Raw genomic sequence first — 26,516 nt, 5'->3', positions numbered from 1 at the left:
TTGGAACGGACGCCTACCCCGGCGAACAGTGAGTTACCCCAGACGAGCGGCCCCCTCAGGCGCGGACCGGCTCCTCGAGCTCGGCGGGGTCGTCCTCGACGGACACGGTCGGCAGGAGGCGGTCCAGCCAGGCCGGGAGCCACCAGTTCCAGCGACCGAGCAGCGACATCGTGGCCGGCACCAGCACCATCCGGACCAGCGTCGCGTCGAGGAAGACGGCGACCGCCATGCCGATGCCGAGCTGCTTGACGGTCCAGTCGACCTCGCTCGCGAAGCCGAGGAAGACGGCCACCATGATCGCCGCCGCGGCGCTGATGACGCGGCCGGTGTCGGTCAGTCCGGCGACCACGCTGCCGCGGGCGTCACCGCTGTCCAGCCACCGCTCGCGCACCCGGGAGAGCAGGAAGACCTCGTAGTCCATCGACAGCCCGAACAGCACCGCGAAGATCAGCACCGGCATCCACGCCGAGACCGGGAACGAGTGGTCGACTCCGAGCAGCCCGGCCCCCCAACCCCACTGGAACACGGCCACCATGACGCCGTACGACGCGGCGACGGACAGCAGGTTCATCGCGGCGGCCTTCACCGGGAGCAGCACGGACCGGAACACCATGGCCAGCAGCAGCATCGACACCGACACCACGAAGGCGATGACGATCCACAGGCGCGCGCCGAGCATGCCCGTGATGTCGGAGAAGTACGGCGTCCGCCCGGTCAGCTCCACGCCGGACGGCAGCTCCGCCCGGATGTCGGCGACCAGCCCACCGGTGCGCGCGTCGGAGTCGCCGAACCTCGGCACGACCCGGAAGACGTGCAGCGCGCCGTCGGGCGAGGCGGTGACGGGGCCGACCTCGGCCACGCCGGGCAGTGCCGCGACGGCGGCGTGAGCCTGCTCGACACCCGCGTCGGAGACCGACGGCCCCGCAACGACGGTGTAGTCGGTGTTGGCCCCGACGCCGAACTCCGCGGCGATCAAGTCGTGCGCCCGCCGGGTCGTCACGCTCTGCGACTGGTCTCCGGGGTCGCCGGGCCAGGTCCGCAGGTCGAGCACCGGCAGCGCGAGCATCACCATCACGAGCGCCGCACCGATCGCCCACGGCAGCGGGCGACGGCCGACCCGGGCGGCCCAACGAGCGGTGAACGGCTCGCGGGAGCGGGTCCGCTCACGACGTACGCCGCGCGGCAGCACGCGCCGACCGGCCAGTCGGCAGAGCACCGGGACGACGGTGAGCGAGGCCGCGGCGACACCGACGACAGCGATCGCGGTCGCGAAGCCGAAGGAGGTGTACGTCGGCAGCCCGGCCAGCCGGAGCCCCATCAGCGAGACCAGCACGGTGCCGGCGGCGAACACCACCGACCGTCCGGCCGTCGCGGTCGCCCGGCCCGCGGCCTCGACCGGGGTGAAGCCGGCCCGCAGGAACTCGGCGTGACGCGTGACGAGGAGCAGCGCGTAGTCGATGCCGACGCCGAGACCGACCATGGTCGCCACGGTCGGGGCCATCGTGCTCACGTCGGTCAGCCCGGCGAGCACCGTCAGGCCGCCCGCGCCGACGCCGAGGCCGACCAGTGCCGAGCCGATCGGCAACCCGGCGCTGACGACGGACCCGAAGGCGAACAGCAGGATGAGCAGCGCGGCGATGATCCCGATGAGCTCGCCCCGGCCCTGCATGGGAGAGGTGGCGTTCTCCGGGACGTCGCCGTTGAGCTCGACCTGGTAGCCGGCGTCTTTCATGGGCTCGACCGCGCTGTCGAGGGCGCCGATCTTCCCGAACAGCTCGGGGTCGGTGACCGGCACGTCGTAGCCGACCTCGAGGACGGCCGTGTCACCGTCGGTCGAGAGCCGCGGCTCGCTGACCGTCGCAGCGTGCGGCATGGTCGCGAGCCGGTGTGTGAGCGTGGTCAGGTCGGCCGGAGCGACCGGTCGGTCGCCGTGCAGCACCACGCGGGCGGTGGCGTTGCCGGCACCCGGCACGTGCTGGCGCAGCAGGTCGATGCCGTGCTGCGCGCGGGCGCCGGGGACGTCCCAGTTCTCCTGGGTCGGTCCACCGACGGTGCCGGCGAGGGTGAAGACGGTGGCGAAGACGAGCAGCCAGCCGGCGAGCACACGCCACGGGTGGGCGGCGCAGCCGCGGCCGAGTCGGTAGAGCAGTCGGGTCATGATCGTGTCCTAGGTCGGGAAGGGGCCTTGTTGACCTGAGCGTCGGGCCCGGCCCTTGGCGCCCGCTTGGGCCGGACTTGGGACTCACCCGCGGAGCCGGGGCGAGGGGGACACGACACGGCGGGTTACCTGTGAGTAACATCCCCCGCATGGCTCCGACGACCAGCCCCTACCCGCACCTGCTCGCGCCGATCACCCTCGGGTCGGGCGCGGGCGCCGTCACGCTCCGCAACCGGGTCGTGATGGGCTCGATGCACACCGGGCTGGAGGACAGCCGCTTCGACATGAGCAAGCTGGCGGCGTACTTCGCCGAGCGCGCCCGTGGCGGCACCGGCCTGATCATCACCGGCGGCTACGCCCCCAGCAAGCGCGGCTGGCTCAAGCCGTTCGCCTCCGAGATGACCACGCGCCTGCACGCGATGCGCCACCGCGAGATCACCGACGCGGTGCACGACGAGGGCGGCGCGATCGCGCTGCAGGTGCTGCACGCGGGGCGCTACGGCTACACGCCGTTCTCGGTCTCGGCCAGCCCGGGCAAGAGCCCGATCACGCCGTTCCGGCCCTCGGCCCTGTCGACCAAGGGCGTCGACCGCACGGTGACCGAGTTCGCGAGGTCCGTCGCCCTCGCCAGGAAGGCGGGGTACGACGCCGTCGAGATCATGGGCTCCGAGGGCTACCTCATCAACCAGTTCCTCGCCGAGCGCACCAACCACCGCACCGACAGGTGGGGCGGGTCGGCGTGCAACCGGATGCGGTTCCCCGTCGAGGTCGTACGCCGCTCGCGCGAGCTGGTCGGCGAGGACTTCCCGATCGTCTACCGGATCTCGCTGCTCGACCTCGTCGACGGCGGCCAGACCTGGGACGAGGTCGTCGACCTGGCCCGCGCGCTGGAGGAGGCCGGCGTGACCGTGCTCAACACCGGCATCGGGTGGCACGAGGCCCGGGTGCCGACGATCCTCACGCAGGTGCCCCGAGGCATCTGGGTCGGCCACACCGCTCGGCTGCGAGCCGAGGTGTCGGTGCCGGTCTGCGCCTCCAACCGCATCAACACCCCCGAGCTCGCGGAGTCGCTCCTCGCCGACGGCCACGCGGACCTCGTGTCGATGGCACGTCCGCTCCTCGCCGACCCGGAATTCGTCCACAAGGCCGCCGCTGGCCGCTCCGACGAGATCAACACCTGCATCGCCTGCAACCAGGCCTGCCTGGACCACGTCTTCAGCAACCGGAAGGCGTCCTGCCTGGTCAACCCGCGTGCCGGCAACGAGACGACGCTGGTGCTCGCGCCCACCCGCCGCAAGCGCACGGTCGCCGTCGTCGGGGCCGGTCCGGCCGGGCTGTCCGCGGCCGTCTCGGCCGCCGAGCGCGGGCTGGACGTGACCCTGTTCGAGCGGCGCACCGAGATCGGCGGCCAGTTCCGGCTCGCGATGGCGGTGCCGGGCAAGGAGGACTTCGCCGAGACGCTGCGCTACTTCGGCCGCCGCCTCGAGGTGCTCGGCGTCGACGTACGCCTGGGCAGCACGCCGACGGCGCCCGACCTGCAGAGCTTCGACGAGGTCGTCGTGGCGACGGGCGTGGCGCCTCGCGTCCCCACCATCGACGGGCTGGAGCACGCAGCCGTGGTGACGTACGCCGACGTGCTGGGCGGCCGCGTCGTGCCGGGCCGCCGCGTCGCCGTGATCGGGGCAGGCGGCATCGGCGTCGACGTGTCGGTGGCGCTGACCCACGAGGAGGAGACGCCCGAGGAGTGGCTCGCCCACTGGGGCGTCGGCGACCCGGCGTTCGACCGCGGCGGCCTCACCGAGCCCAAGCCGCGGACCCCGGCACGCGAGGTCACGCTGCTGCAGCGCAAGACCACCCCGATCGGGGTCGGCCTCGGCAAGACCTCCGGCTGGGCGCACCGGGCGGTGCTCAAGCAGTCGGGCGTGCGGCTGGTCAGCGGAGCGACGTACGACTCCGTCGACGGTCCCACTGACGCGCCCGTCCTGCACTACACCGTCGACGGCCAGCCGCACACCCTCGAGGTGGACACCATCGTGCTCTGCACCGGCCAGGAGTCGGTGCGCGACCTCTACGACGAGCTCGTCGCGCTCGGGGTGCCGGCCCACCTGATCGGCGGCGCCGACGTCGCCTCCGAGCTGGACGCCAAGCGGGCGATCGGTCAGGGCACCCGCGTGGCGGCTGCGCTCTGAGGGTTCACTCCGAGGTCGCGGCGGCCTGGGCGGCGATCAGGTCGGCGTACCAGTCGAACGAGCGCTTCGGCGTGCGCGCCAGGGTGTCGCGGTCCACGTGCACCAGGCCGTACGGCGTCGTGTAGCCGTGCGACCACTCGAAGCTGTCCAGGAGCGACCACACGTAGTAGCCCCTGACGTCGACACCCCGCTCGACCGCGGCGAGCACGGCCTCCAGGTGTGACTGCAGGTAGGCGATCCGCCGCTCGTCGTCGACCACGCCGTCGGCACCGGGGCGTTCGGCGAAGGACGCGCCCGACTCGGTGATCACCAACGGCGGAAGGCCGGCGCGGAACCGGGCTCGGGTCAGGATCAGCCACTCGCGCAGGGCGTGCGGCACCACGGACCAGCCGGTGGCGGTCTGCTCGTGGCCGAGCAGCGGCACGAACCGGAACGGGTTCTCCGCGCCCTCCTCGGCCGCGGCGACGCGGATCGGGCTGTAGTAGTTCACGCCGTAGAAGTCGAGCGGCTGCCGGATCGTGGCCAGGTCGCCCGGCCGGACGACGTCCTCCAGGAGCGGCGCGATGTCGGCCGGGTAGCGGCCCAGCAGCATGGGCTCGAGGAAGAGCCCGTTCCACAGCGCGTCGAAGAGCTTGGTCGCCCCGACGTCGGCCTCGTCGTCGCTGGCCGGCCACATCGGCGCGTGGTTGTTGGCGCAGCCGACGCTGGTCGCGCCCGCCGCGCGCAGCTCGATGGCGGCCCGGCCGTGGGCGAGGAGCAGGTCGTGCGCGACCGCGAGCGCCTCGAAGGAGAGCTTGCGCCCGGGTGCGTGCTCGCCGGTGCCGTAGCCCATCATCGACGCGACGGCCGGCTCGCTGACCGGGACCCAGTGCGTGACGCGGTCGGCGTACCGGCGGCCGATCAGCGCGGCGAACTCCGCGAAGGCGTCGACCGTGGTGCGGTTGAGCCAGCCGCCGTCGTCCTCGAGGTGCTGGGGCAGGTCGAAGTGGTAGAGCGTCACCATCGGCTCGATGCCGGCCTCGACCAGGCCGTCGATCAGCCGGTCGTAGAAGGCCAGACCGAGGGGGTTCGGAGCGCCGCGTCCGTTCGGGAGCACGCGCGACCAGGAGATGGAGAAGCGGTAGCCGCGCGCCCCGAGGCGACGGAGCAGCGCGAGGTCCTCATCGAGCCGGTGGTAGTGGTCGGCCGCCACGACGCCGTCCGATCCGTCCACGACCGCGCCCTCGCGAGCGGCGAAGGTGTCCCAGATGCTCGGCCCGCGGCCGTCCTCGGCCACAGCACCCTCGATCTGGTACGCCGAGGTGCTCGTTCCGAAGACGAAGCCCTCCGGAAGCTGCGGAACGGACACGGGACAATTGTGCTCATGACTGTCGAGATCCGCAGGGGAACCGCCCGTTTCACCGAGCGTGACGTGGGTCGCGCCACACGGCACGCGTTCTCGTTCGGCGCCGACTACGACCCCGCTCGCATCTCGTTCGGGCCGATGATCTGCCACGACGAGCACCTGCTCGGCGCCGGCCGCGGGTTCGATGCCCACCGGCACGCAGGCCTCGACATCGTCACCTGGGTGGTCTCGGGGGCGCTCACCCACGCCGACTCGCTCGACGGCTCCTCGGGAGGCTCACACACCTTGGTCCCGGGCGAGGTGGGTCACCTCCACGCCGGCGCCGGAGTCGAGCACAGCGAGATCGCGGCGGCGCCCCAGACCCGGTTCGTACAGGTCTGGCTCAGGTCCGACGACGACAGCGAGCCGTCGTACGACGTCCACGCGGTGAGCCCCGGCCCGCTGACCGAGGCGCTCACCGTCGGCGGCTCGACGCTCTGGGTCTCGCGGCTGGCGGCGGGCGAGTCCGTGACGCTTCCCGAGGCTGGCCCGCTCCACGTCTACGTGGCCTCAGGCGCGCTGCTGCGCAACTCTCTCGCCGAGCCTCTCGCGGCCGGCGACGCGCTGCTCGTCGCCGACGGGACGGGGCCGCTCTCCGTGACCGCAGCCATCGACACCGAGCTCTTGAGCTGGCGTCTATCGGCAGCGGACCAGACCACCTGAGCAAAATCGTGGAAACCCGTCCGCGACGATCTGGCGCGGCCCTACTGTCAGGTCACATGGCCCTGACGCTCCCACAGCCGCGGCCGACCTCCTCCTTCTCGGGCAGGCTCATGGAGAGCTGGTGGCTGGTGCGGTCGGGTCGCATCCGTCGTGCCGCGAGCGAGCTCGCCGGCGCGTCCCGACGCGACCTCACCGGGGCCGAGCGGGCCGAGCACGCCGCGCTGCTGCTCACCTGCCGACTGGCGGTCGGAGACGTCTCGGCGGCCTCGACGGCCGCAGGGAGCCTCGAGTCCCGGCTGGCCGGCACCGGTCCGGTCGCCGTCCTCGCCCACCTCGGCCACGGTGAGCTCGCCGCTGCACTCGGCGACCACGAGCGCGCCCTGGGCCACTACCGTCGAGTGGGTGCCCTGGCGGACGGCGACGACCCCGCGCTGACGCCGTGGCGGGCGGGCGCGTCCCTCAGCCTCGTGCGTCTCGGTCAGCGCGCCGCTGCGGCGACGCTCGCGCACGAACTGCTGCGCATCGCCGAGCAGTCGGCCGATCCCTGGCAGATTGCGATCGCGCTGCGCACCGTGGCGACGGTCGACGCCACCGTCGACGCGCTCACGGCACTCGACCGCGCCCGTGGCCTGGCGCTCGCGGCCAGCGACCTGCGCCTCGCGGCCCAGGTCGAGACCGACCTGGCCGGGCTGCTGCTCCTCGTCCCCTCGGCCGCTGCCGGGCAGGCGCTCGGTCTGCTGCGCGCCGCCGAGGACTACGCGGCCGGCGAGGCCCTCTGGCCGCTCCACGCGCGTATCTCCCGGCTGCTCGAGCGCGCCGGCGAGCGGGCCCGTCCGTGCCGTGGCGAGGCCGTCGCGCTGCTCACCCAGGCCGAGCAGCGGGTCGCCCGCCTGGCGGCCCGTGGCCTCACCAACCGGCAGATCGCCGAGCAGCTGAGCGTCACCGTCAAGGGTGTCGAGTGGCACCTGTCGCGGGTCTACCGCAAGCTCGGCATCGGCTCCCGCGACGACCTGCTGCCCCTGATCGACGTACCGAGCCCGGAGTCGGCCACGGCCTGACCTGCCGAGTCGGCGCATCCTCGCAGCTCAGAAGGGTCGAGTCGGCGCATCCTCGCAGCTCAGGGGCGTCGAGTCGGCGCATCCTCGCAGCTCGCTGGAGCTCGCTGGCACCCCCGTGGGGAGTTCCGCCGACTCGACGCCCTGACCACTCGTCATCGTCGGCCGATCGGGACCTCGAACTCGTAGCGGAAGGCGCCGGCCTGGACCTCGGGGAGCAGAACAGCCCGCCGGGGAGCCGCCGACCGACATTCGATCGCGTATCGGCTGGTCGCGTTGCTCGGCATGTCTGCCCGTGGCGTCAGACCGCGCACTTCATCGGTGACCGTGCAGGGGGCGACCGTCCCGGCATTGCGGATCCGGAAGGTGGCTCCGGCCGGACCGATGAGGCGCAGGCGTAGCGGATGCTCACCACGGATGGAGATCACCTTGACGGACTCCGGGCCGTACACCACCGAATCGTCGGTCGCAGCATGCGTCGGCGTCCCCGATTGGCGCGCAGCCGTCGCATCGGGGGTGCTCGGACCCGCGCTTGGCGACGACGAGATCGTGGGGGCCGTCTCCCCCGTCCGATCGGCCGCCGGCGAGCACGCGGCCATCGACGTGATCGCACATGCGCACACGAGTGCCACCAGGGCCGCCCTCACGGCTCCAGGACCCAGCTGTCGTTGCGCACCTTGCGGGGTGCGTTCACCTTGCTGTTCGAATACAGGGGGACGTACCTGCATGTGCCCTCGTCGAAGGCCTTCTTCGTCACCAAGAAGGTCCTCGACTCCTGCATCAGGCGCATGCGTCGCTTGAGACCCTGAACCTGGTCCAGAACCACGCATGAGGGCGCTTCAACTCCATCGAACCTCCCGAGAGACTTCGCCACCTGGCGGGCAGCGGTCACGACGGAGGTGACGGTACAACATATTGTGCCATGAATGGACAGTGGTCTCACCACCATCGGCGCACGCCCGGACGACGGCGCCGGTCAGCCCGCCGGCAGAGCGACGTACGTCGTCTCCAGGTACTCCTCGATGCCCTCGAAGCCACCCTCGCGGCCGAAGCCCGACGCCTTCACCCCGCCGAAGGGCGCGGCGGCGTTGGAGATGAGGCCCGTGTTGATGCCGACCATCCCGTAGTCGAGTGCCTCCGCGAGCCGGATCGTGCGGGCCAGGTCGCGCGTGTAGGCGTAGGAGGCGAGACCGTACTCGGTCGCGTTGGCGCGGGTGACCGCCTCCTCCTCGGTCGTGAACGTGACGATCGGGGCCACCGGACCGAAGATCTCCTGCGAGTTGATCTCCGACTCCGGGTCGACGTCGAGCAGGACGGTGGGGTTGTAGAAGAAGCCCGGTCCGTCGGGCGAGCCGCCACCGGTCAGCACGCGTGCGCCGTCGTGCACCGCGTCGGTCACCAGCTGGTGGACCGACTCGACCGCCTTCTCCTCGATGAGCGGCCCGACGTCGACGCCGGCGTCCTGCCCGCGACCGACGACCAGCTTGCCCATCCGGGTCGCGAGCTTCTCGGCGAACTCCTCCGCCACGTCGGCGTGCACGAGGAAGCGGTTGGCGGCCGTGCAGGCCTCGCCCATGTTGCGCATCTTGGCGATCATCGCCCCGTCCACAGCCGCGTCGATGTCGGCGTCCTCGAAGACGAGGAACGGCGCGTTGCCGCCCAGCTCCATGCTGATGCGCTGCAGCTGGTCCGCGGACTGCCTCACGAGCACGCGGCCGACCTCGGTCGACCCGGTGAAGGAGACCTTGCGCAGCCGGTCGTCGGCCATCAACGCCTTCGACATGTCGGCCGAGTGGTGGGTGGGCACGACGTTGAGGACGCCGTCGGGAAGGCCGGCCTCGGCGAGGATGCTCGCGAGCGCCAGCATCGACAGCGGGGTGAGCTCGGCCGGCTTGACGACCATCGTGCATCCGGCGGCGACCGCCGGGCCGATCTTGCGGGTGCCCATGGCGAGCGGGAAGTTCCACGGGGTGACGAAGAAGCACGGCCCGACCGGCTTCTTGATGGTGAGCAGACGGGAGTTGCCGGCGGGGTTCTGCATCCAGCGGCCATGGATCCGCACGGCCTCCTCCGAGAACCAGCGGAAGAACTCGTTGGCGTAGGTCACCTCGCCCTTCGCCTCGGCGACGGTCTTGCCCATCTCGAGGCTCATCAGCTCGGCGAGGTCGTCGGCCCGCGCGTTGATCAGCTCGAAGGCTCGGCGCAGGATCTCGCCGCGCTCGCGTGGCGGCGTACGCGCCCAGTCGGCCTGCGCGGCGGCGGCCGCGTCGAGCGCGTCCATCGCGTCGTTGGTCGTCGCGGACGCGACGCGAGCGAGCACCGAGCCGTCGGCCGGGTCGTAGACCGCGAACGTCTCGCCCCCCTCCGCGTCGCGCCAGCTGCCGCCGATGAAGAGGCCCCGTTGGTCGGGGCCGAGGAGGTCCAGTCCACTCATGGGCCCAGCGTGCCACTTCGCCCGAACATTTCGACACACACGACGGCGGAGTCTTATGCTGACCGGGTCGATTTGAGGAGGGAGCACTCCGCTTTCGACCGCGCCCCTCGCTGACCCCATGCAGAGAGGGGCGCGCACCTCTTGCAGCGTCGGATCCCCCCTCCGGCGTACGCAGGGAGAGTTGAGTGACGAGGGCCCGGCATGCCGGGCCCTCGTTCCACGTGGTCCTCTCGCCCCTCCGCCGAGCCGTCGATCCGTCGTGGCCGAGGCGTCAATCGGTCGCGTGTGCTGCGAACGGATCGACGTCTCGGACCGGATGGATCGACGTCTCGCGGATCACTTGTGGCGGGGCTTGCGCTCCTTGGCGGGAGCACTGCGGAAGCTCGACGGGCCGCGGTCGGCCTGGAGCTCGATGAGCTTGCCGCTGATACGGGTGTTCTCGAGCGCGGCCCAGGTCTCCGGCGCGAGGTCGGCGGGCAGCTCGACGAGCGAGAAGTCGGGGCGGATCGAGATGTTGCCGAAGTCGCCGCGACGCAGGCCGCCCTCGTTGGCGATCGCGCCGACGATCTGGCGGGGCTCGACCTTGTGCCGACGCCCGACGCTGATGCGGTACGTCGCCAGGGGCTGGTCGGTCGACCGGGACCGGCCCGACTCCCGCGGACGGTCGCCACGGTCACCGCGCTCGGGGCGCTCACCGCGCTCCGGGCGCTGACGGCGGGCCGGCTCGGGCTGCTCCTCGAGGAGCAGCGGCTGCTCACCGTGCATCACGGTGGCCAGGGCCGCCGCGACGTCGATCTCCGGGACGTCGTACTCCTTGACGTAGTGGGCCACCACGTCGCGGAAGAAGCCGACCTTGCCACTGTCGGCGAGCGCCGCGGTGATCCCGTCGTCGAAACGGGACAGCCGGGTCGCGTTGACCTCGTCGACCGACGGCAGGTCCATCTGCTGCAGGGTCGAGCGGGTGGCCTTCTCGATGGCCTTGAGCAGGTAGCGCTCGCGCGGGGTGATGAACGAGATCGCATCGCCCGCGCGGCCCGCGCGCCCGGTGCGGCCGATCCGGTGCACGTAGGCCTCGGTGTCGGTCGGGATGTCGTAGTTGACGACGTGGCTGATCCGCTCGACGTCGAGGCCACGTGCGGCGACGTCGGTGGCGACCAGGATGTCGAGCGTGCCGTCCTTGAGCTGGTTGACGGTGCGCTCCCGGACGTTCTGCACGACGTCGCCGTTGATCGCGGCGGCGGCGAAGCCACGGGCGCGCAGCTTCTCGGCCAGCGACTCGGTCTCGGACTTGGTCCGGACGAAGACGATCATTCCCTCGAAGTTCTCGACCTCGAGGATGCGGGTGAGGGCGTCCACCTTCTGCGGGTAGGACACCGTCAGGTAGCGCTGGGTGATGTTCGCTGCGGTCGCGGTCTTCGAGCGGACCTGCACCTCCTTGGGGTCGCGGAGGTACTGACCGGTGAGCGCCTTGATCTGGCGCGGCATCGTCGCCGAGAAGAGCGCGACCTGCTTGTCGGTCGGCGTGTCGGCGAGGATCGTCTCGATGTCCTCGGCGAAGCCCATCGACAGCATCTCGTCGGCCTCGTCGAGCACGAGGAACTTCAGCTCGGACAGGTCGAGGGTGCCCTTGTCGAGGTGGTCCATGATCCGGCCCGGAGTGCCGACGACGACGTGGACGCCACGGCGCAGCGCGGTCAGCTGGGGGCCGTAGCCCTGGCCGCCGTACACGGGCAGGACGCGGATGCCGGGCAGGTTCGCGGCGTACCGCTCGAAGGCCTCGCAGACCTGGAGCGCCAGCTCGCGGGTCGGCGCGAGGACCAGCGCCTGCGGCTTCTTCGTGTCGTAGGGGTCGAGGTTGGAGAGGACGGGCAGCGCGAACGCGGCCGTCTTGCCCGTGCCGGTCTGGGCCAGGCCGACGACGTCGCGGCCCTCGAGCAGGAGCGGGATGGTAGCGGCCTGGATCGCCGATGGCGTCTCGTAACCGAGGCCCTTGATCGCCTCGAGCACGCCGGCGGACAGGCCCAGGTCGTCGAAAGTGGGGCCGGTCGGTTCGGAAGACGTATCGCTACTCACCCGACAACGGTAGTGGCTTCGTCCATACCACGGAGATTCCTCGGAGCGGTGCGCTGGGTCACGCGTCATACGAGGTGGCTGCCGAAGCAGCCAGATCGTATGACGTCCGGCGGGGGTTCACTCGACGGTGACGGACTTCGCCAGGTTGCGGGGCTTGTCGATGTCGAGCCCGAGCGACTGGGCGGCGTGGAAGGCCAGCAGCTGCAGCGGGACGGTGAGCAGGATGGGGTCCAGCTCGCGCTCGAGGCGAGGTACGTCGATCCTGCGCACGTCCAGCTCGCCGAGGTCGACGCCCTCGTGGGTGACGACCACCAGCGGCCCGCCCCGAGCCGCGATCTCGTGGAGCGCGGCGACGTTGCGCTCGGTCAGCTCGTCGTCGGGCACGATCGCGATCGAGGGCACGTCGGGCGAGATCAGCGCGAGCGGGCCGTGCTTGAGCTCGGAGGTCTGGTACGCCTCGGCGTGCCGGTAGGAGATCTCCTTCAGCTTCTGGGCGCCCTCGCGGGCGACCGGGTAGCCGCGCACCCGGCCGACGAAGAACATCGACTCCGCCCCGGCCAGGTCGCCCGCGATCTCGGCGATCCGGTCCTCGAGCTTCAGCACCTCGTCGATCTTCGCCGGCAGCGCGGCCAGCGCGTTGACCAGTCGCTTGCCGTCGGCGATCGACAGGTCGCGCACGCGCCCGAGCTGGAGAGCGAGGAGCGCGAAGGCGACGTACATGTTGGTGAGCGCCTTGGTGGAGGCGACGGCGACCTCCGGCCCGGCGTGCAGGTAGATGCCCCCGTCGCACGCCCGGGCGATCGCGCTGCCGACCACGTTGACCAGGCCGATGACGCGTCCGCCCTTGCGCCTGATCTCCTCGACCGCGAGCAGCGTGTCGATGGTCTCGCCCGACTGCGAGACGGCGACGTAGAGCGTGTCAGGCTCGATGATCGGGTTGCGGTAGCGGAACTCCGAGGCGGGCTCCGCGTCGGCGGGGACGCGCGCGAGCTCCTCGACGAGGGCCGCGCCCATCTGCCCGACGTAGTACGCCGACCCGCAGCCGAGCATCTTGACCCGCCGGATCGCGCGCAGCTCGCGCGCGTCGAGGTTGAGCCCGCCCAGGTGGGCGGTGCCGAAGCGGTCGTCGAGGCGGCCCCGCAGGGCACGCTCCACGGCGGCCGGCTGCTCCAGCATCTCGACGTACATCCGTGGCACGCTCGACCCGTCGCCGGCCTCGAGGTGCGCGTACGCCTCCGGGTCGACGTCCAGCGTCGTCGCGGTCGTCGCGGAGCGGGTCAGGTCCTGCCGGAAGGTCGTGAACCCGCCTGCGGTGACCGTCGCGAGCTCACCGTCCTCGAGGTGCGCCACGGTGGTCGTGTGGCGGACGATCGCGGCCAGGTCGGAGGCCACGAACATCTCCTTCTCCCCCACCCCGACGATCAGCGGGCTGCCGTTGCGCGCGACCACGATCCGGTCGGGGAAGTCGGCGTGCACGACCGCCAGGCCGTAGGTGCCCTCCACGGCGGCGAGCGCCTCGACGACCTTGCCCTCGAGGGTGTCGGCCGTGCTGCGCCCGACGAGGTGGGCGAAGACCTCGGTGTCGGTGTCGCTCGACAGCTCGACACCGTCGTCGGTGAGCCGCTGCCGGAGCACCGCGGCGTTGTCGATGATGCCGTTGTGCACCACCGCGACGGCGCCGGTGGCGTCGGTGTGCGGATGCGCGTTGGCGTCGGTGGCCGGGCCGTGCGTCGCCCAGCGGGTGTGGCCGATGCCCAGCTTGCCGGCGAAGCGCTTCGGGAGACCCTCGCTCAGGTCGCGGACGCGGCCGGCCCGCTTGGCGACACGTACGCCGCTCGGCCCGGTCACCGCGACGCCGGCTGAGTCATACCCCCGGTGCTCCAGCCTGGCCAGACCCTCCAGCAGCAGCGGCGCGGCCTGCTGCGACCCGACGTACCCCACGATCCCGCACATGCTCCGGCCCTCTCATCCGTAGATCATCCGGCGCAGCTGACGCTCGCTGAGCTGTGGCGCGGCCACGACACGACCGGCCAGCTCCTGGGTGATCCGGGCGAAGATCTCGTCGTTCTTCGCGCCGTACGTCTTCAGCTGCGCATGCCTGCGCCTCACGAACTCCTCGACGGACTCCGTGTGGAAGGCGAGTACGTCGTCGATGACGCGGGCCGCCTCCGCGGGCGTGAGCCCTGTGGAGGCGACGACGTGGTCGACGAGCATCTGCTCCGGCACGGGTCCACTCTGGAGCGGATTCCGAGGGATTCGCAAGTTTCTGCCCGAATTCGGGCAAATATCCAGTCGGATTCCCCGGTAGCGAGACGAGCAAAGAGCCGTTGATCGACCCCGAATCGCCCCAGGTGGAGCGGGTGATCGGTCCGACACCCACCGGACGTCACGGGGTGGAGCATCCGACACGACATTTTGCGATATCTGGCATGCCAGGTGGAGATGCGATAAGTTAGATGAACACAAGGTGAACGGGAGGTGTCGGATGAAGGTCTCGCAGATGTCTGAGCAGTTGGTGCTCCATTGGGTCCCGATCGTCGACGCGGCCGGCGAGACCCGGCTGGAGGGCGTCTGGTCGACGTCTCCCGTTGCGGTGCCGACCGGCCACGCCGCCTGACGACGTACTCACTCGAACGCCCGGCCCGACCCTCTCGACGAGGGTCGGGCCGGGCGTTCTCCGTCGTCTGGAGAAAGCTGTGAGGGGAACCGGGAATGAATCCGGACATCGGATGCTTGATAGTGATTGAAGGTTCTACCACCTAGTCTTCAGGAGCACATCAGCCATGGGCATCTTCAACAAGGGCGACGACTTCGACGCCCCGACCACCGTCGTCGAGGACCTCACCGGCGACTGGACGCTCGACCCGTCGCACACCCGCATCGGTTTCAGCGCCCGACACGCGATGGTCACCACCGTCCGCGGCCAGTTCACGAAGTTCGAGGGCACCGCGCACATCGACAGTGCGAACCCCGCCAGCTCGACCGTCTCGGTGACGATCAAGGGCGACAGCATCGACACCGGCAACGCCGACCGCGACGCGCACCTGCGCTCCGGCGACTTCTTCGAGAACGAGGCCTACCCCGACGTCACGTTCGTGTCCACCCGCGTCGAGCGCGACGGCGACGACTGGGCCGTCACCGGCGACCTGACGATCAAGAACGTCAGCAAGCCCGTCACGATCGTCTTCGAGCCCACCGGCTCGGCCAAGGACCCGTTCGGCAACACCCGCGCCGGCTTCGAGGGCACCGCGACCATCAACCGCAAGGACTGGGGCATCACCTGGAACGCCGCGCTCGAGACCGGCGGCGTGCTCGTCTCCGACAAGATCAAGCTCGAGTTCGACGTCTCGGCGATCAAGAACGCCTGATCGACGCCTGACTCCCGCAAGCGGGGCCGCCGGAACTTCCGGTGGCCCCGCTTTCGCGTGCGCCCGGGCTCCAAGACTTCTCCAAGTCGCGGGTGCTTCGATCGGTCCATGGCTGAAGCACTGACCCTTCCCGAGGGCTACACCCATCGCCCGCTCACGCTCGCCGATGCCGACCGGATCGCGTTCGTGATGGGGGCCGAGGAGCTCGCTGACACCGGGGAGGTCGCCATCGAGGCGGCCGACCTGATCGCCGACTGGTCCGAGCCGTCGTACGACCTGGCGGCGCACAGCGTGGGCGTGCTCGCGCCGGCCGGCGAGCTCGTCGGCTATGCCGAGGCGTACGGCGCCGACCGCGGCGACGCATCTGTGCACCCCGACCACCACGGACTCGGCATCGGCACCGCGCTGGCGCGCTGGATCGTCGCCCGGGCCGGCGAGCTCGGCGCGGAGCGGATCGGCATGCCGAAGCCCGTCGGCTCACCCGGCGACAGGCTGCTCGGCGGTCTCGGCTGGGAGGCCCGGTGGACCTCCTGGGTGCTCGAGCTGCCGGAGGGTCGCACGATCCCCGAGCGGCCGTTGCCCGAGGGCTACGCGATCCGGGAGGCGACGGGCGGCGACTACGAGCAGGCGTGGGACGTCGTCGAGACGGCCTTCCTCGAGTGGTCGGTCCGCGAGCGGCAGCCCTTCGACAAGTGGCTGCACCGCGTCGTCGCGCGCCCCGGTTTCGAGCCGTGGAACCTCCGCGTGGTCACCGACCCGGCGGGCGCGGTCGTGGGAGCAGTCATCGTCCAGCTCGCGGACGAGGGCCGCGAGGGCTACATCGACAAGGTCGCCGTACGGCGTGACCACCGCGGCCTCGGCCTCGGCCAGGCGCTGCTCGCCGAGTCGTTCGCGACGACCCGGTCGCACGGCGCCGTACGGGCCCGACTCGCCACCGACTCCCGGACCGGGGCCCTGTCGCTCTACGAGAAGGTCGGGATGCAGGTCGTCCAGGAGTGGGTGAACCGGGCGGCTGCGACGCGGGGCGGAGTACCCGGTTAACCGGTGACTCCGGAACTTCCGGGGTGTCATGACACCCCGGAAGTTCCGCAGTTCCCTCGGTAACGTCCGGAGTACCCGGTTAACCGGGTACTCCGCCCGACACCTCAGTGCAGGCCCGACACCTCAGTGCAGGGGCGTCTCCGGCGTCAGCTCGGCCTCGACGCCCGTGTCGCCGGCGTCGACGCTGTAGTCCTCGAGTCGGGTCACGTCGACGCCGTCAGCGACCTTGAGCGCCCTGAGCACGAGCGTCCCGACGACGGCCACGATGAGGTTGAGCCCGAAGGCGATCAGCGCGATGTAGACCTTCGTCTGGGTCCCGGGGAAGTTCGTGAGCGGTCCGCCGAAGTGCGCCTGCGTCGGCGAAGCGACGTCGTAGGCGAGCCACGTGCCCCAGATCATCGCCGCCGCCCACCCGGCGAGCAGCGCCCACCGGTGGAACCAGCGCGTGTAGAGGCCGCCCACGATCGCCGGGAGCGTCTGCAGTATCCAGACGCCACCGAGCAGCTGCAGGTTGATGGCGAAGTCCTTCGACAGCGCGAGCACGAAGATCAGCGCACCGAACTTCACCACCAGCGAGATCAGCTTGGACTGCTGCGCCTCCTGCGCGGGGGTGGCATCGGGCTTGATGAACGCCTTGTAGATGTTGCGCGTCCACAGGTTCGCCGCCGCGATCGACATGATCGCCGCCGGCACGAGCGCCCCGATCACGATGGCGGCGTACGCCACCCCGGCGAACCACGGGGAGAACTCGTTCTCGAACAGCTGCGGCACCGCCTGCTGCGGGTTGGTGACCTTCACGCCGGCCGCGATCGCGACGAAGCCGAGCAGTGCGAGCAGCCCCAGCAGGAAGGAGTACGCCGGCAGCAGCGACGCGTTGCGTCGGATGACGTTGCGGCTCCTCGTCGAGAGGACACCCGTGACCGAGTGCGGATACATGAAGAGCGCCAGGGCGCTGCCCAGGGCGAGCGAGGCGTAGGCCCAGTGCGCCGCGGGCGGCGGGATGATGCCCTTGCCCTGAGCCTTGCCGGCCGCGATCGCGTCCGCGTTGGTGGTGTTGAAGTCGGAGAAGCTGCTCTTGGCGGTGTCGAAGATGTGAGCCCAGCCGCCGATGTGGTGCGGGATGTAGATGACCGCCACGATGATGACGATGTAGATCAGCGTGTCCTTCACGAACGCGATCAGCGCGGGCGCCCGGAGGCCGCTGGAGTAGGTGTAGGCCGCCAGGATCACGAACGCGATGAAGAGCGGCAGGTCCTTGACGAACCAGTTGTCGCTCGAGCTCTGCAGGCCCATCACCTGGAGCACCACCTGCATGCCGACGAGCTGCAGGGCGATGTACGGCATCGTCGCGACGATGCCGGTCACGGCCACGGCGAGACCGAGGCCCTTCGAGCCGTAGCGCCCCTGGACGAAGTCGGCGGGAGTGACGAAGCCGTGCCGGTGGCTGACCGACCACAGCCGCGGTAGGAACGCGAAGATGATCGGGTAGACGACGATCGTGTACGGCACCGCGAAGAAGCCGACCACGCTGCCGGCGTACAGCGTCGCGGGCACGGCGATGAACGTGTAGGCGGTGTAGATGTCACCACCGATGAGGAACCAGGCGATGAAGGTGCCGAAGCCCCGGCCGCCGAGGCCCCACTCGTCGAGGTTGTCGAGCGCCTCCGCACGACGCCAACGGGCAGCCGCGAAGCCCATCACCGTGACGAGCAGGAACAGGAACGCGAAGACGGTGACGGCGACGGCGTTCATCGGCGCTCACCCCGCGCGTCGAGATCCGGCAGTCCCTTCGCCGCGCGGTCCCGGCGCACTGCCTCCTTGGCGAGGTAGTAGGCGGTCACCGTGAAGGCCGCCGCACAGGGGATGAGCAGGAACTGGAACCAGTAGTAGAAGGGGAAGCCCCACAGGGTGGGGTCCTCCTTGGCGTACAGGCCTACGAGGAGCGGTACGACGATCGGCGGGAGCAACAAGATCCCCACCACGATCCACAGTGCTCGCGAGCTTCTTGCCGGCATTGAGTGCCCACCTTCCGAGATGTGAGGCAAGTAAAAACCCCCGGCGGCGACCTTAGTCACTACCGGGGGCCTTCGTCACGGAGGGCGGCTACCAGCGGCCGGCGGTACGTCTCCCCTGCCACGACCGGGCGCTCGCGCACCCGCGGTGCCTGCTCATCTTCACGACGAGCACGACCCCGAGCACGAGCAGGACCACCGGGAGGTGGGTGATCACCAGGCCGCCGACGACGAGCACGAGCAGCGCGACCACCGGCAGCGGCCACCGGCCCCGGCGGCGGGCCGGCGGCTCGGGCTGCGCCACGCGGGGCAGGTCGTGGAACAGCATGTCGAGATCGGCCTGGGTGCGGGCTGTCCAGATGGCGTCCAGGCGCTCGGAGTATTCGCTGTGGTCGAGCCGGCCGGCGGCGTAGTGGTCGCCGAGCGTCGCCGCAGCCCGCTCGCGCTCGACGTCGCCGATCCTGATGTCGCCGCTCACGACTCCTCCTCGTCCCCCGGGTCCGGCACGGCGTGGCCCTCGGGTCCGTCGGCGAGGATCCCGTAGAGCTTGCGGCGGGTCTCGACCAGCACCTCCAGCGCGGCCGAGCGCTGCTCCTCGGAGCCCTGGGTCGCCAGCTGCCAGACGGCGCCGGCGACCCGGCCGATCTCCGACTTCAGGGTCCGACCGAAGTCTCCGCCCCGGCCCGCGGCCTCGCGGTCCTCGAACGGACGCCACACCGCGTCCAGCTCGGAGGCGTGAGCGGCGACCCACGCGTCGCCCTCGGCGGTCAGCCGGATCGCACGACGCCCGCCCGCCTCGTCGGTCTCGATGAGACCCTCGTCCTCGAGCTGCTGGATCGTCGGGTAGACCGAGCCGGGGCTCGGGCGCCACTCGCCCTTGCTGCGGTCCGCGATCTGCTGGATGACCTGGTAGCCGTTGATGTGCTCCCCCGTCGCCTTGGCCTGCGCCAGCACGCCGAGGATCGCGGAGCGTACGTCGCCACGGCGCACGCGCGGGCCGCGCCGCTGCTCCGTCTGCTGGAAGCCGAAGAGCGCCGTGGCCCAGGGCGGCGGCCCGCCCCGGTGACCGCGGTTGCCCCACGGCTGGTCGGTCCACTCGCCCCACGGGCCACGGCCGCCCGTGTGGTGGGAAGAGCCGCCTCTGAAGTCATCCATGATGGTCCTCCGTCAAGATTCGAAGAGTGTCGTCGCACAGTCGCGATATATCGCGATCGTACGACTGTCGAACGACGGAGTGAAGGGGTTGGTTCCCGGTCGTGGGCTGCCCGGCGGGCCGACCTAGGTGGCGAGCCAGGCGGCGTACGCGTCGAAGGTGGAGGGACGGCCCAGGAAGTCGGCGACCAGGTCGGCGGCGTCCTTCGCCCCACCCGGGACGAGCACCCGGTCGCGGTAGCGGCCGGCCACGTCGGGTGCGAACAGGTCGGCGGCGTCGAAGGCGCTGAACATGTCCTTCGCGATGACCAGCGACCACATGTAGGTGTAGTACGCCGACGAGTAGCCACCCAGGTGGCCGAAGTTCGCGAACATGTGCGTGCCCTCGACCCACGACGTGGGGGCGTAGCGGTCCTGGAGCTCGACCATCCGCGCGGTCAGGTCGTCCGGCCGCTCGGCGTGGAAGCGGTAGGACATCGCCGCGTAGAACATCTGCTGCCGGGCCTGGATGCCCTTGCCGAAGTCGTCGGCCGCGCGCATCTTCTCGACGAGTCCCTCCGGGATCGGCTCTCCCGCAGCGTTGCTGGCGAAGCTCTGCAGGACCGAGGCGTCCCACGCCCACTCCTCCAGCATCTGCGAGGGCGCCTCGACGAAGTCCCACTCGGTCGCGACCCCGGCGAACCGGACCCACTCGCCGTGGCCGGCCAGCACGTGGTGGAGCAGGTGACCGAACTCGTGGAAGAGGGTCACGACGTGGTCGTGCTCCATCAGGCCGCGCGAGAAGTTGCAGACCAGCACGCCCTCGGGCAGCTGCCGCCCGGCGACGCCGTCGGTGAGGGTGAACTGCGCGGCGTGCTTGTACTTCCCGTCCCGGGGGTGCAGGTCCAGGTGGACCCGGCCGAGGTGCTGACCGTCGGACACGCGGAAGACGTCGTACGACGTCACGTCCTCGTGCCACGTCGTCGCCCCGACCGGCTCGTAGCGCAGGCCGAACAGCCGCCCCGTGACCTCCAGCAGGCCCTCCCGGACCTTCCCGAAGTCGAAGTAGGTCCGCACCAGCTGGGCGTCCACCTCCAGCTGCTCCTTGCGGACGAGCTCCTGGTAGTAGCTCAAGTCGGAGGAGGTGATCGCCATCCCGCCGGGAGCGTCCTGACGGTAGCGCTCGAGCACGACGTCGAGGTCGCGGCGCATCGGTCCGTCGGCGGCGTCGGAGATCTTGTCGATGAACTCGGCGATCGCCGGTCCCGAGCCGATCATCTTCACCTCGGCGTCGTACGACGGCCAGTCCTCGTGCCCGACCAGGCCGGCCAGCTCGTGGCGCAGGCCGAACATCTCCCGCAGCACCGCGTCGTTGTGGGGCCAGCCCCGCTCGAAGCACGCGACCGTCACGTCGCGCCGCACGCCGGCGTCGTACACGAACATGCGCGCCGGCACCGAGTCGGGGTAGTCCGTCGAGACGGCGACCAGCCCGTCGTCGCCGGCCGGGTGGGCGTCGAGCCAGTCCTCGGGCATCCCGGCGAGCCGACCGGGTGCGACCCGGACCTCCCGGACGTCGTCGCGGATGACCCGGGAGAACTCCTGGCCGAGCTCGGTGAGTCGCTCGTTGATCTCCTTCAGCCGCGCCCGGACCTCCTCGGGTCGGTCGACCCCGGCACGCCGGAAGTCGCGCAGCGTCTTCTCGAGCAGTCGGGCGGCGAGCGGGTCCTCCGGCGCGGCCAGCCCGGCGAAGGCGTCGTAGAGCGCCCGGTCCTGGTTGAGCTCGGTGACGAGCTTGTCCACCTCGACCTCGGCCGCCTCGCAGGCGGTGCGCACGTCCTCGAGCGGATGGACGTTGGCCAGCAGGGACGCCGCGGCCGCGACGTTGCCGAGCTCGAGGGACAGCTCGTCCCAGATCCTCAACGCCTCGATCGTGTCGTCGGGCGCGTCGGTGCGCATGCCGTCGGCGAGCTCGCGGGCACGAGCCAGGCCGCGGGCGGTGCGCTCCTGCATCCACGCGAGGGTGTCGGAAGGGCCGGGAAGCTCGATGGGCGTCACCTCCCGAACACTAGGAGGTCCTGCCGACAGGTGTCGCCCCCGAGCGCGATCACACCAGCTGCTCGCGGCGACGGCCCAGGTAGGCCCGCTCGGCAGCGTTGCCGGTCGCCTCGATGGCGGCGTCGTACTCCTGCCGGGCCTCGGTCGTCCGGCCGACCCGGCGGAGCAGGTCGGCGCGGGTCGCGTGCCAGGCGTGGTACGACGTCAGGGGCAGTCGGTCCACGATCGCGAGCGCCACGTCGGGACCGTCGAGCTCGGCCACCGCGACCGCCCGGTTCAGGGCGACGACGGGGCCTGGGTCGATCCGCTGCAGCTGGTCGTAGAGAGCGAGCACCTGCGACCAGTCGGTGTCCGCGGCCCTCGCCGCGTCCGTGTGGACGGCGTTGATCGCCGCGAGCAGCTGGTAGCGGCCCGGCCGACCCTCGCCCCGGGCGACCCGGGCCAGGCACTCCCGCACGAGCGCGTGCCCCTCCTCGATCAGCGAGCGGTCCCAGCCGGCCCTGTCCTGCTCGGAGAGCGGGACGAGCTCGCCGCCGGCGAACCGCGAGGAGCGCCGCGCGTCGGTCAGCAGGAGCAGCGCGAGCAGGCCGGCGACCTCCGCCTCGTCCGGCAGCAGGACCCGCATCACCCGCGCCAGCCGGATCGCCTCGTCGGAGAGGTCGACCCGGGTCGGGCTCTCGCCCTCACCGGCGAGGTAGCCCTCGTTGAAGACGAGGTAGACCACCGCCAGCACGGCGTCGAGGCGCGCCGGCAGGTCCTCGACCTCGGGGACCTTGAAGGGGATGTTCGCCGCCTTGATCTTCGCCTTGGCGCGGGTGATCCGCTGGCCCATGGTCGGCTCGGCGACGAAGAACGCGCGGGCGATCTCCGGGACGGTCAGCCCGCCCAGCAGGCGCAGGGTCAACGCGACCCGGGCCTCCGGCGCGAGGGCCGGGTGGCAGCAGGTGAAGACCAGCCGGAGCCGGTCGTCCTCGACCGGGCCGGTGGGCTCGGGAGGAGTGTCGTCAGCAAGCATGAAGGCCGCCTGGTGCTTGGCGTCGCGCCGCGACTCTCGGCGGAGTCGGTCGAGCGCCTTGTTGCCGGCCGTCGTGGTCAGCCAGCCGCCCGGGTTGGGCGGGATCCCGTCCGCCGTCCACTTCTCGACGGCGACGACGAGGGCCTCGCTGGCCGCCTCCTCGGCGAGGTCGAGATCGCCGAATCGGCGGGCCAGCGAGGCCACCACACGTCCGTACTCGTCACGGAAGATCCGCTCGAGCACAGCGTCGTCCATGGGTGGCAGGACTACTCCGACTCGAACGGCCGGACCTCGACCTTGCCCTGGCAGGCCTTCGAGGCCTCCGCGGCGAGGGCGAGAGCGGTCGCGGAGTCGGGCGCCTCGATGATCCAGAAGCCACCTAGGTGCTCCTTGGACTCCAGGTACGGGCCGTCGGTCACGACCGGCGAGCCGCCCTGGCCGTCGACGACCGAGGCGGTGGACGGTGCCTTGAGGCCCCCGGCGAAGACCCAGTAGCCCTCGTCGCGGAGCTTCTGGTTGTACCGCTCGGTCTCCTCCATCGCCGCGATCATGGCCTCGCGGGAGCCGTAGCCGCCGCCCGTCTCCATGTCGTGGTCGGCCTCACTGCCGTGCACCGACATCAGGAACTGCGTCATCTCACACACCTGCTTCCGTGTTCGCCGGCTCGTCCATGAACGGCCGGACCTCCTGGGGGCAGCGGCACGCCGCCGAGAGCCGGCCGGCCCACGCCAGCGCGGCATCGAGGTCAGGCACGTCGATGATCGAGAACCCGCCCATCTGCTCCTTCGTCTCGGCGTACGGGCCGTCCGTGACGATCGGGGCGCCGCTGGTCGCGTCGACGACGGTCGTCGCCTCGGACCCGTGCAGCCCGCCGCCGAAGACGAAGATCCCCGCGGACCTGGCGTCGGCCACGACCGCGTCGACGTCGGTCATGACCTGCTGGAGGTCCTCGGGGGGCATCGTGTCGTAGTCGGGCTCGCCGACCACGGCGATCAGGTACTGCGTCATCTCGGTCTCCTCTCGGCGAGCAGCGCTGCGTCATCTGATGTGTCGCGTTGTCGGCGGCTGCTCTCACCCGGTCCACGAACGGACCCGCGCCGATCCGACAGCCGTCCCCACATCTTCGACGGAACATCTCGGATTGGGGAAGCAAAACCCCACCGCACTAGGTTGACGCTCGCAGCGCAGAGAGGCGAGCAGTGGGGCTGAGAGATCTGGTGACGGACACGCGTCCGTTGCGCAACGACCACTTCCGCCGCCTGTGGATCGCCGAGATCGTCACGGTCATCGGCGCCCAGCTGACCGTCGTCGCCATCCCCGCCCAGATCTACGCACAGACCGGCTCCTCGGCGTACGTCGGGCTGACGGGCGTCTTCGGCCTGGTGCCGCTCGTCGTGTTCGGACTGTACGGCGGCTCGCTGGCCGACGCCTTCGACAGGCGGACCATCCTGCAGGTCACCACGGCCGGCCTCATCGTGACCAGCGGCCTCTTCTGGCTGCAGGCGGCCGCCGGGGGCATGGACGTCTGGGCGCTGCTCGTGCTCTTCGCCGTGCAGCAGGCGTTCTTCGCGGTCAACATGCCGACCCGCGGTGCCGTGCTGCCGCGACTGCTCAGCCCCGAGGAGCTGCCCTCGGCGAACTCGCTGCACTACACCGTGGCCATGGCCGGCGGCATCGTCGGACCGCTCGTAGCGGGCATCCTCATCCCGATCACCGGCTTCTCCTGGCTGTACTTCGCCGACACGGTCTGCCTGTTCGCGACGCTGTACGCCGTCGTACGGCTCCCGCGGCTGCCGGTCGAGGGCGTCACCCAGAACCCCGGCCTGAAGTCGGTGATCGACGGGTTCGTCTACCTGCGCGGCCAGCCGGTGCTCCTGATGAGCTTCCTCGTCGACATCATCGCCATGGTCTTCGGCATGCCGCGGGCGCTCTTCCCCGAGATGGCCCACGTCGACTTCAACGGCCCCGCGGAGGGCGGACTCGCCTTCGCGCTGCTCTTCGCGGCCATCCCGGCCGGCTCCGTCATCGGTGGCGTCTTCTCCGGGTGGGTCTCCCGCGTCTCCCGGCAGGGGCTCGCGGTCGTGTGGTGCATCGTTGTCTGGGGCGTCTCGATCACCGTGTTCGGCGTCGCGGTCGGCCTGGCCGAGCATGCCCAGGCCGCCATGCTGCTCGTCGCCGTCGTCGCGCTGGCCGTCGGCGGCGCCGCCGACATGGCGTCGGCCGCGATGCGCACCTCGATGCTGCAGTCCGCGGCCGACGACTCGGTGCGCGGCCGGCTGCAGGGCGTCTTCACCGTGGTGGTCGCGGGCGGTCCGCGGATCGCGGACACGCTCCACGGTGCCGTGGCCGTCTACATCGGCGCGGCCGCGACGGCCGCGGGCGGTGGTGTGCTGGTGATCGTCGGCGTCGTGATCGCGTCGCTCGCGGTGCCGTCGTTCGTGCGCTACCGGGTCGTGACGGCCGCTCAGGCGAGCAGCCCGCGCACGTAGGCCGCCTGCCCGACGTGCTGGCTGTCGTCGTTGACGACGCTCACCAGCCGCACGCCGAGGGTCACCGGCGGGTCCCAGCGGGAGTCGACGACCCGGTCGAGGTCCTCCGCGGTCACCTTGTCGAGGAACGTCAGGGTCTGGTCGTGGACGCTCCGCAGGTACGCCGTGAGCAGCTCCGCGCTCGTGCGGACCTGCGCGACGGCCTCGCTGGACTGGCCGTAGCCGGTCGCCGCCGCGTCGAAGGGCAGGCCGAAGCGGTCGGCGTACCCCTGTGACGTCCAGACCTGCTCGACGCCGGCGACGTCGGCGACGTGGTCGTCCTGGACGCGCGCGAGGTGCCAGACCAGCCACCCGATCGAGTTGGCGTCGGGCCCCGGCCTGATGGCGAGCTCGTCCTCGGAGAGGCCGTCGACCACGACCTCGGCGCTCTCGACGATCCGGGTGAACGCGTCCTTCAGGAGCTCGGTGGGGGTCATGTCCCGAAACTAACGCGGTTACCGAAACCCATGACCAGGTTCGGCTACACCCTCATGACCGAGCAGAGCGGGCCGCGAGAGCTCGTCTCGTACGCCGTCGGTGCCGAGCGCGCCGGCTTCGACTTCGAGGTCTGCAGCGACCACTACTCGCCCTGGCTGACCGAGCAGGGCCACGCGCCGTACGCGTGGTCGGTGCTCGGGGCCGTCGCGCAGGCGACCGACCGGGTCGGGCTGATGACGTACGTGACCTGCCCGACGCTGCGCTACCACCCCGCCGTCGTCGCCCAGAAGGCGGCGACGCTCGGCCTGCTCAGCGACGGCCGGTTCACCATCGGGCTCGGCAGCGGCGAGAACCTCAACGAGCACACCGTCGGCAGCGGCTGGCCGGGGCTCGAGACCCGCCACGAGATGCTGGCCGAGGCGATCGAGATCATCCGGGAGCTTCATCGCGGCGAGCTCGTGACCTTCCGCGGGGAGCACTTCGACGTCGACTCCTCCCGGGTCTGGGACCTGCCCGACGAGCCGGTGCGGCTCGCGGTGGCGGTGGCCGGCGAACGCGCGGTCGAGCGGTTCGCGCCGCTGGCCGACGACCTGATCGCCGTCGAGCCGAAGCCCGACGTCATCAGTGCCTGGAACGGCGCGGCCGGGGCTCGCACGATCGGCGAGGACGCCCGGGCGATCGGCCAGCTGCCGATCTCCTGGGATCCGGACGAGAAGGTCGCGGTGGCGCGCGCGCACCAGCAGTTCCGCTGGTTCGGCGGTGGGTGGAACGTCAACGCGGACCTGCCGACGACCGCCGGCTTCGCCGCCGCCTCGCAGTTCGTGCGGACCGAGGACGTGGCGGAGTCGATCCCCTGCGGTCCTGACCTCGACAGGATCGTCGAGGCCGTGTCCGCGTACTGGGAGGCCGGCTTCACCGACGTCGCGCTCGTCCAGGTCGGGGACGAGGGGCAGCAGCGCTTCCTCGACGAGG

22 protein-coding genes are annotated in these 26,516 nt (G+C 71.0%); 7 read left to right on the top strand and 15 right to left on the bottom strand.

The window, feature by feature from the left end; genetic code table 11:
• Positions 1-55: 55 nt before the first annotated feature.
• Entirely contained in the window at positions 56-2,158 is a 2,103-nt protein-coding gene (locus tag ABD205_RS04810) for an MMPL family transporter (protein WP_344042951.1), read from the bottom strand.
• A 149-nt stretch (positions 2,159-2,307) separates the two neighbouring features.
• Between ABD205_RS04810 and ABD205_RS04805 the strand changes: the two genes are divergently transcribed.
• Positions 2,308-4,347, top strand: a complete 2,040-nt coding sequence (locus ABD205_RS04805) for an FAD-dependent oxidoreductase (RefSeq protein WP_344042949.1) — start codon at positions 2,308-2,310, stop codon at positions 4,345-4,347.
• A 4-nt stretch (positions 4,348-4,351) separates the two neighbouring features.
• Here ABD205_RS04805 and ABD205_RS04800 read toward each other — a convergent pair whose 3' ends face one another.
• Positions 4,352-5,695: a GH1 family beta-glucosidase gene (locus ABD205_RS04800; protein ID WP_344042947.1), complete on the bottom strand. Its 1,344-nt coding sequence runs from the start codon at positions 5,693-5,695 to the stop codon at positions 4,352-4,354.
• 15 nt (positions 5,696-5,710) lie between these two features.
• Here ABD205_RS04800 and ABD205_RS04795 point away from each other — a divergent pair, with 15 nt between their 5' ends.
• Entirely contained in the window at positions 5,711-6,394 is a 684-nt protein-coding gene (locus ABD205_RS04795) for a pirin family protein (RefSeq protein ID WP_344042945.1), read from the top strand.
• 56 nt (positions 6,395-6,450) lie between these two features.
• Complete coding sequence (locus ABD205_RS04790) at positions 6,451-7,452, top strand: LuxR C-terminal-related transcriptional regulator (RefSeq protein ID WP_344042943.1); 1,002 nt, start codon at positions 6,451-6,453, stop codon at positions 7,450-7,452.
• 973 nt (positions 7,453-8,425) lie between these two features.
• On the opposite strand, the gene ABD205_RS04785 is transcribed toward ABD205_RS04790, so the two are convergent.
• From ABD205_RS04785 to ABD205_RS04770, 4 genes are all read right to left on the bottom strand, one after another.
• Positions 8,426-9,883, bottom strand: coding sequence for an NAD-dependent succinate-semialdehyde dehydrogenase (locus ABD205_RS04785; RefSeq protein ID WP_344042941.1), 1,458 nt, complete (start codon positions 9,881-9,883; stop codon positions 8,426-8,428).
• A 336-nt stretch (positions 9,884-10,219) separates the two neighbouring features.
• Positions 10,220-11,956 (bottom strand): DEAD/DEAH box helicase, encoded by a 1,737-nt coding sequence (locus ABD205_RS04780; RefSeq protein ID WP_344042938.1) that lies wholly within the window; start codon positions 11,954-11,956, stop codon positions 10,220-10,222.
• A gap of 117 nt (positions 11,957-12,073) precedes the next feature.
• Positions 12,074-13,909 carry a glutamine--fructose-6-phosphate transaminase (isomerizing) gene (gene glmS, locus ABD205_RS04775; RefSeq protein ID WP_344042936.1) on the bottom strand — a complete coding sequence of 612 codons (1,836 nt, stop codon included), beginning with the start codon at positions 13,907-13,909 and terminating at the stop codon, positions 12,074-12,076.
• 12 nt (positions 13,910-13,921) lie between these two features.
• Complete coding sequence (locus ABD205_RS04770; protein ID WP_344042934.1) at positions 13,922-14,182, bottom strand: hypothetical protein; 261 nt, start codon at positions 14,180-14,182, stop codon at positions 13,922-13,924.
• A 557-nt stretch (positions 14,183-14,739) separates the two neighbouring features.
• On the opposite strand from ABD205_RS04770, the gene ABD205_RS04765 reads away from it, so the two are divergent.
• A complete protein-coding gene (locus ABD205_RS04765) occupies positions 14,740-15,324 on the top strand; it encodes a YceI family protein (protein WP_344042932.1) in 585 nt (194 codons plus the stop codon).
• 108 nt (positions 15,325-15,432) lie between these two features.
• A complete protein-coding gene (locus ABD205_RS04760; RefSeq protein ID WP_344042930.1) occupies positions 15,433-16,365 on the top strand; it encodes a GNAT family N-acetyltransferase in 933 nt (310 codons plus the stop codon).
• Between the two features lie 123 nt (positions 16,366-16,488).
• On the opposite strand, the gene mctP is transcribed toward ABD205_RS04760, so the two are convergent.
• The 8 genes from mctP to ABD205_RS04720 form a co-directional block, all read right to left on the bottom strand.
• Positions 16,489-18,117 carry a monocarboxylate uptake permease MctP gene (mctP, locus tag ABD205_RS04755; RefSeq protein ID WP_344042928.1) on the bottom strand — a complete coding sequence of 543 codons (1,629 nt, stop codon included), beginning with the start codon at positions 18,115-18,117 and terminating at the stop codon, positions 16,489-16,491.
• On the bottom strand, positions 18,114-18,380 hold the full coding sequence (locus ABD205_RS04750) for a DUF3311 domain-containing protein (protein ID WP_344042926.1): 267 nt from the start codon (positions 18,378-18,380) through the stop codon (positions 18,114-18,116). The genes mctP and ABD205_RS04750 overlap by 4 nt, the downstream gene beginning before the upstream one ends.
• 88 nt (positions 18,381-18,468) lie before the next feature.
• On the bottom strand, positions 18,469-18,855 hold the full coding sequence (locus ABD205_RS04745) for a DUF1707 SHOCT-like domain-containing protein (RefSeq protein WP_344042924.1): 387 nt from the start codon (positions 18,853-18,855) through the stop codon (positions 18,469-18,471).
• Entirely contained in the window at positions 18,852-19,532 is a 681-nt protein-coding gene (locus ABD205_RS04740; RefSeq protein WP_344042922.1) for a PadR family transcriptional regulator, read from the bottom strand. The genes ABD205_RS04745 and ABD205_RS04740 overlap by 4 nt, the downstream gene beginning before the upstream one ends.
• Positions 19,533-19,655: 123 nt before the next feature.
• Positions 19,656-21,563, bottom strand: coding sequence for a M3 family metallopeptidase (locus ABD205_RS04735; RefSeq protein ID WP_344042920.1), 1,908 nt, complete (start codon positions 21,561-21,563; stop codon positions 19,656-19,658).
• Positions 21,564-21,612: 49 nt separating this feature from the next.
• Positions 21,613-22,833, bottom strand: a complete 1,221-nt coding sequence (locus ABD205_RS04730) for an RNA polymerase sigma factor (protein ID WP_344042918.1) — start codon at positions 22,831-22,833, stop codon at positions 21,613-21,615.
• Positions 22,834-22,844: 11 nt separating this feature from the next.
• Positions 22,845-23,213: a YciI family protein gene (locus ABD205_RS04725; protein WP_344042916.1), complete on the bottom strand. Its 369-nt coding sequence runs from the start codon at positions 23,211-23,213 to the stop codon at positions 22,845-22,847.
• Position 23,214: 1 nt separating this feature from the next.
• Positions 23,215-23,586: a YciI family protein gene (locus ABD205_RS04720; RefSeq protein ID WP_344042915.1), complete on the bottom strand. Its 372-nt coding sequence runs from the start codon at positions 23,584-23,586 to the stop codon at positions 23,215-23,217.
• A gap of 209 nt (positions 23,587-23,795) precedes the next feature.
• Here ABD205_RS04720 and ABD205_RS04715 point away from each other — a divergent pair, with 209 nt between their 5' ends.
• Entirely contained in the window at positions 23,796-25,067 is a 1,272-nt protein-coding gene (locus ABD205_RS04715; protein ID WP_344042913.1) for an MFS transporter, read from the top strand.
• On the opposite strand, the gene ABD205_RS04710 is transcribed toward ABD205_RS04715, so the two are convergent.
• Positions 25,043-25,543, bottom strand: coding sequence for a mycothiol transferase (locus ABD205_RS04710; protein ID WP_344042911.1), 501 nt, complete (start codon positions 25,541-25,543; stop codon positions 25,043-25,045). The genes ABD205_RS04715 and ABD205_RS04710 overlap by 25 nt on opposite strands.
• 30 nt (positions 25,544-25,573) lie before the next feature.
• Here ABD205_RS04710 and ABD205_RS04705 point away from each other — a divergent pair.
• Positions 25,574-26,516, top strand: a 943-nt coding sequence (locus ABD205_RS04705; protein WP_344042909.1) for a TIGR03557 family F420-dependent LLM class oxidoreductase, incomplete at its 3' end; no start/stop codon positions are given.

This window comes from Nocardioides panacihumi (assembly GCF_039530925.1).
Taxonomy (GTDB): Bacteria; Actinomycetota; Actinomycetes; order Propionibacteriales; family Nocardioidaceae; genus Nocardioides; species Nocardioides panacihumi.
This window is presented reverse-complemented; position numbering and strand designations above follow the sequence as displayed.

What these genes read in the sequence shown, in the direction of transcription:
- ABD205_RS04795 (WP_344042945.1), top strand. Translation starts at nt 5,711, where the DNA reads ATGACTGTCGAGATCCGCAGGGGAACCGCCCGTTTCACCGAGCGTGAC.
- ABD205_RS04790 (WP_344042943.1), top strand. Translation starts at nt 6,451, where the DNA reads ATGGCCCTGACGCTCCCACAGCCGCGGCCGACCTCCTCCTTCTCGGGC.
- ABD205_RS04720 (WP_344042915.1), bottom strand. Translation starts at nt 23,586, where the DNA reads ATGACGCAGTACCTGATCGCCGTGGTCGGCGAGCCCGACTACGACACG.
- ABD205_RS04810 (WP_344042951.1), bottom strand. Translation starts at nt 2,158, where the DNA reads ATGACCCGACTGCTCTACCGACTCGGCCGCGGCTGCGCCGCCCACCCG.
- ABD205_RS04765 (WP_344042932.1), top strand. Translation starts at nt 14,740, where the DNA reads ATGGGCATCTTCAACAAGGGCGACGACTTCGACGCCCCGACCACCGTC.
- mctP (WP_344042928.1), bottom strand. Translation starts at nt 18,117, where the DNA reads ATGAACGCCGTCGCCGTCACCGTCTTCGCGTTCCTGTTCCTGCTCGTC.
- ABD205_RS04710 (WP_344042911.1), bottom strand. Translation starts at nt 25,543, where the DNA reads ATGACCCCCACCGAGCTCCTGAAGGACGCGTTCACCCGGATCGTCGAG.
- ABD205_RS04760 (WP_344042930.1), top strand. Translation starts at nt 15,433, where the DNA reads ATGGCTGAAGCACTGACCCTTCCCGAGGGCTACACCCATCGCCCGCTC.
- ABD205_RS04750 (WP_344042926.1), bottom strand. Translation starts at nt 18,380, where the DNA reads ATGCCGGCAAGAAGCTCGCGAGCACTGTGGATCGTGGTGGGGATCTTG.
- ABD205_RS04730 (WP_344042918.1), bottom strand. Translation starts at nt 22,833, where the DNA reads ATGGACGACGCTGTGCTCGAGCGGATCTTCCGTGACGAGTACGGACGT.
- ABD205_RS04785 (WP_344042941.1), bottom strand. Translation starts at nt 9,883, where the DNA reads ATGAGTGGACTGGACCTCCTCGGCCCCGACCAACGGGGCCTCTTCATC.
- ABD205_RS04725 (WP_344042916.1), bottom strand. Translation starts at nt 23,213, where the DNA reads ATGACGCAGTTCCTGATGTCGGTGCACGGCAGTGAGGCCGACCACGAC.
- ABD205_RS04740 (WP_344042922.1), bottom strand. Translation starts at nt 19,532, where the DNA reads ATGGATGACTTCAGAGGCGGCTCTTCCCACCACACGGGCGGCCGTGGC.
- glmS (WP_344042936.1), bottom strand. Translation starts at nt 13,909, where the DNA reads ATGTGCGGGATCGTGGGGTACGTCGGGTCGCAGCAGGCCGCGCCGCTG.
- ABD205_RS04805 (WP_344042949.1), top strand. Translation starts at nt 2,308, where the DNA reads ATGGCTCCGACGACCAGCCCCTACCCGCACCTGCTCGCGCCGATCACC.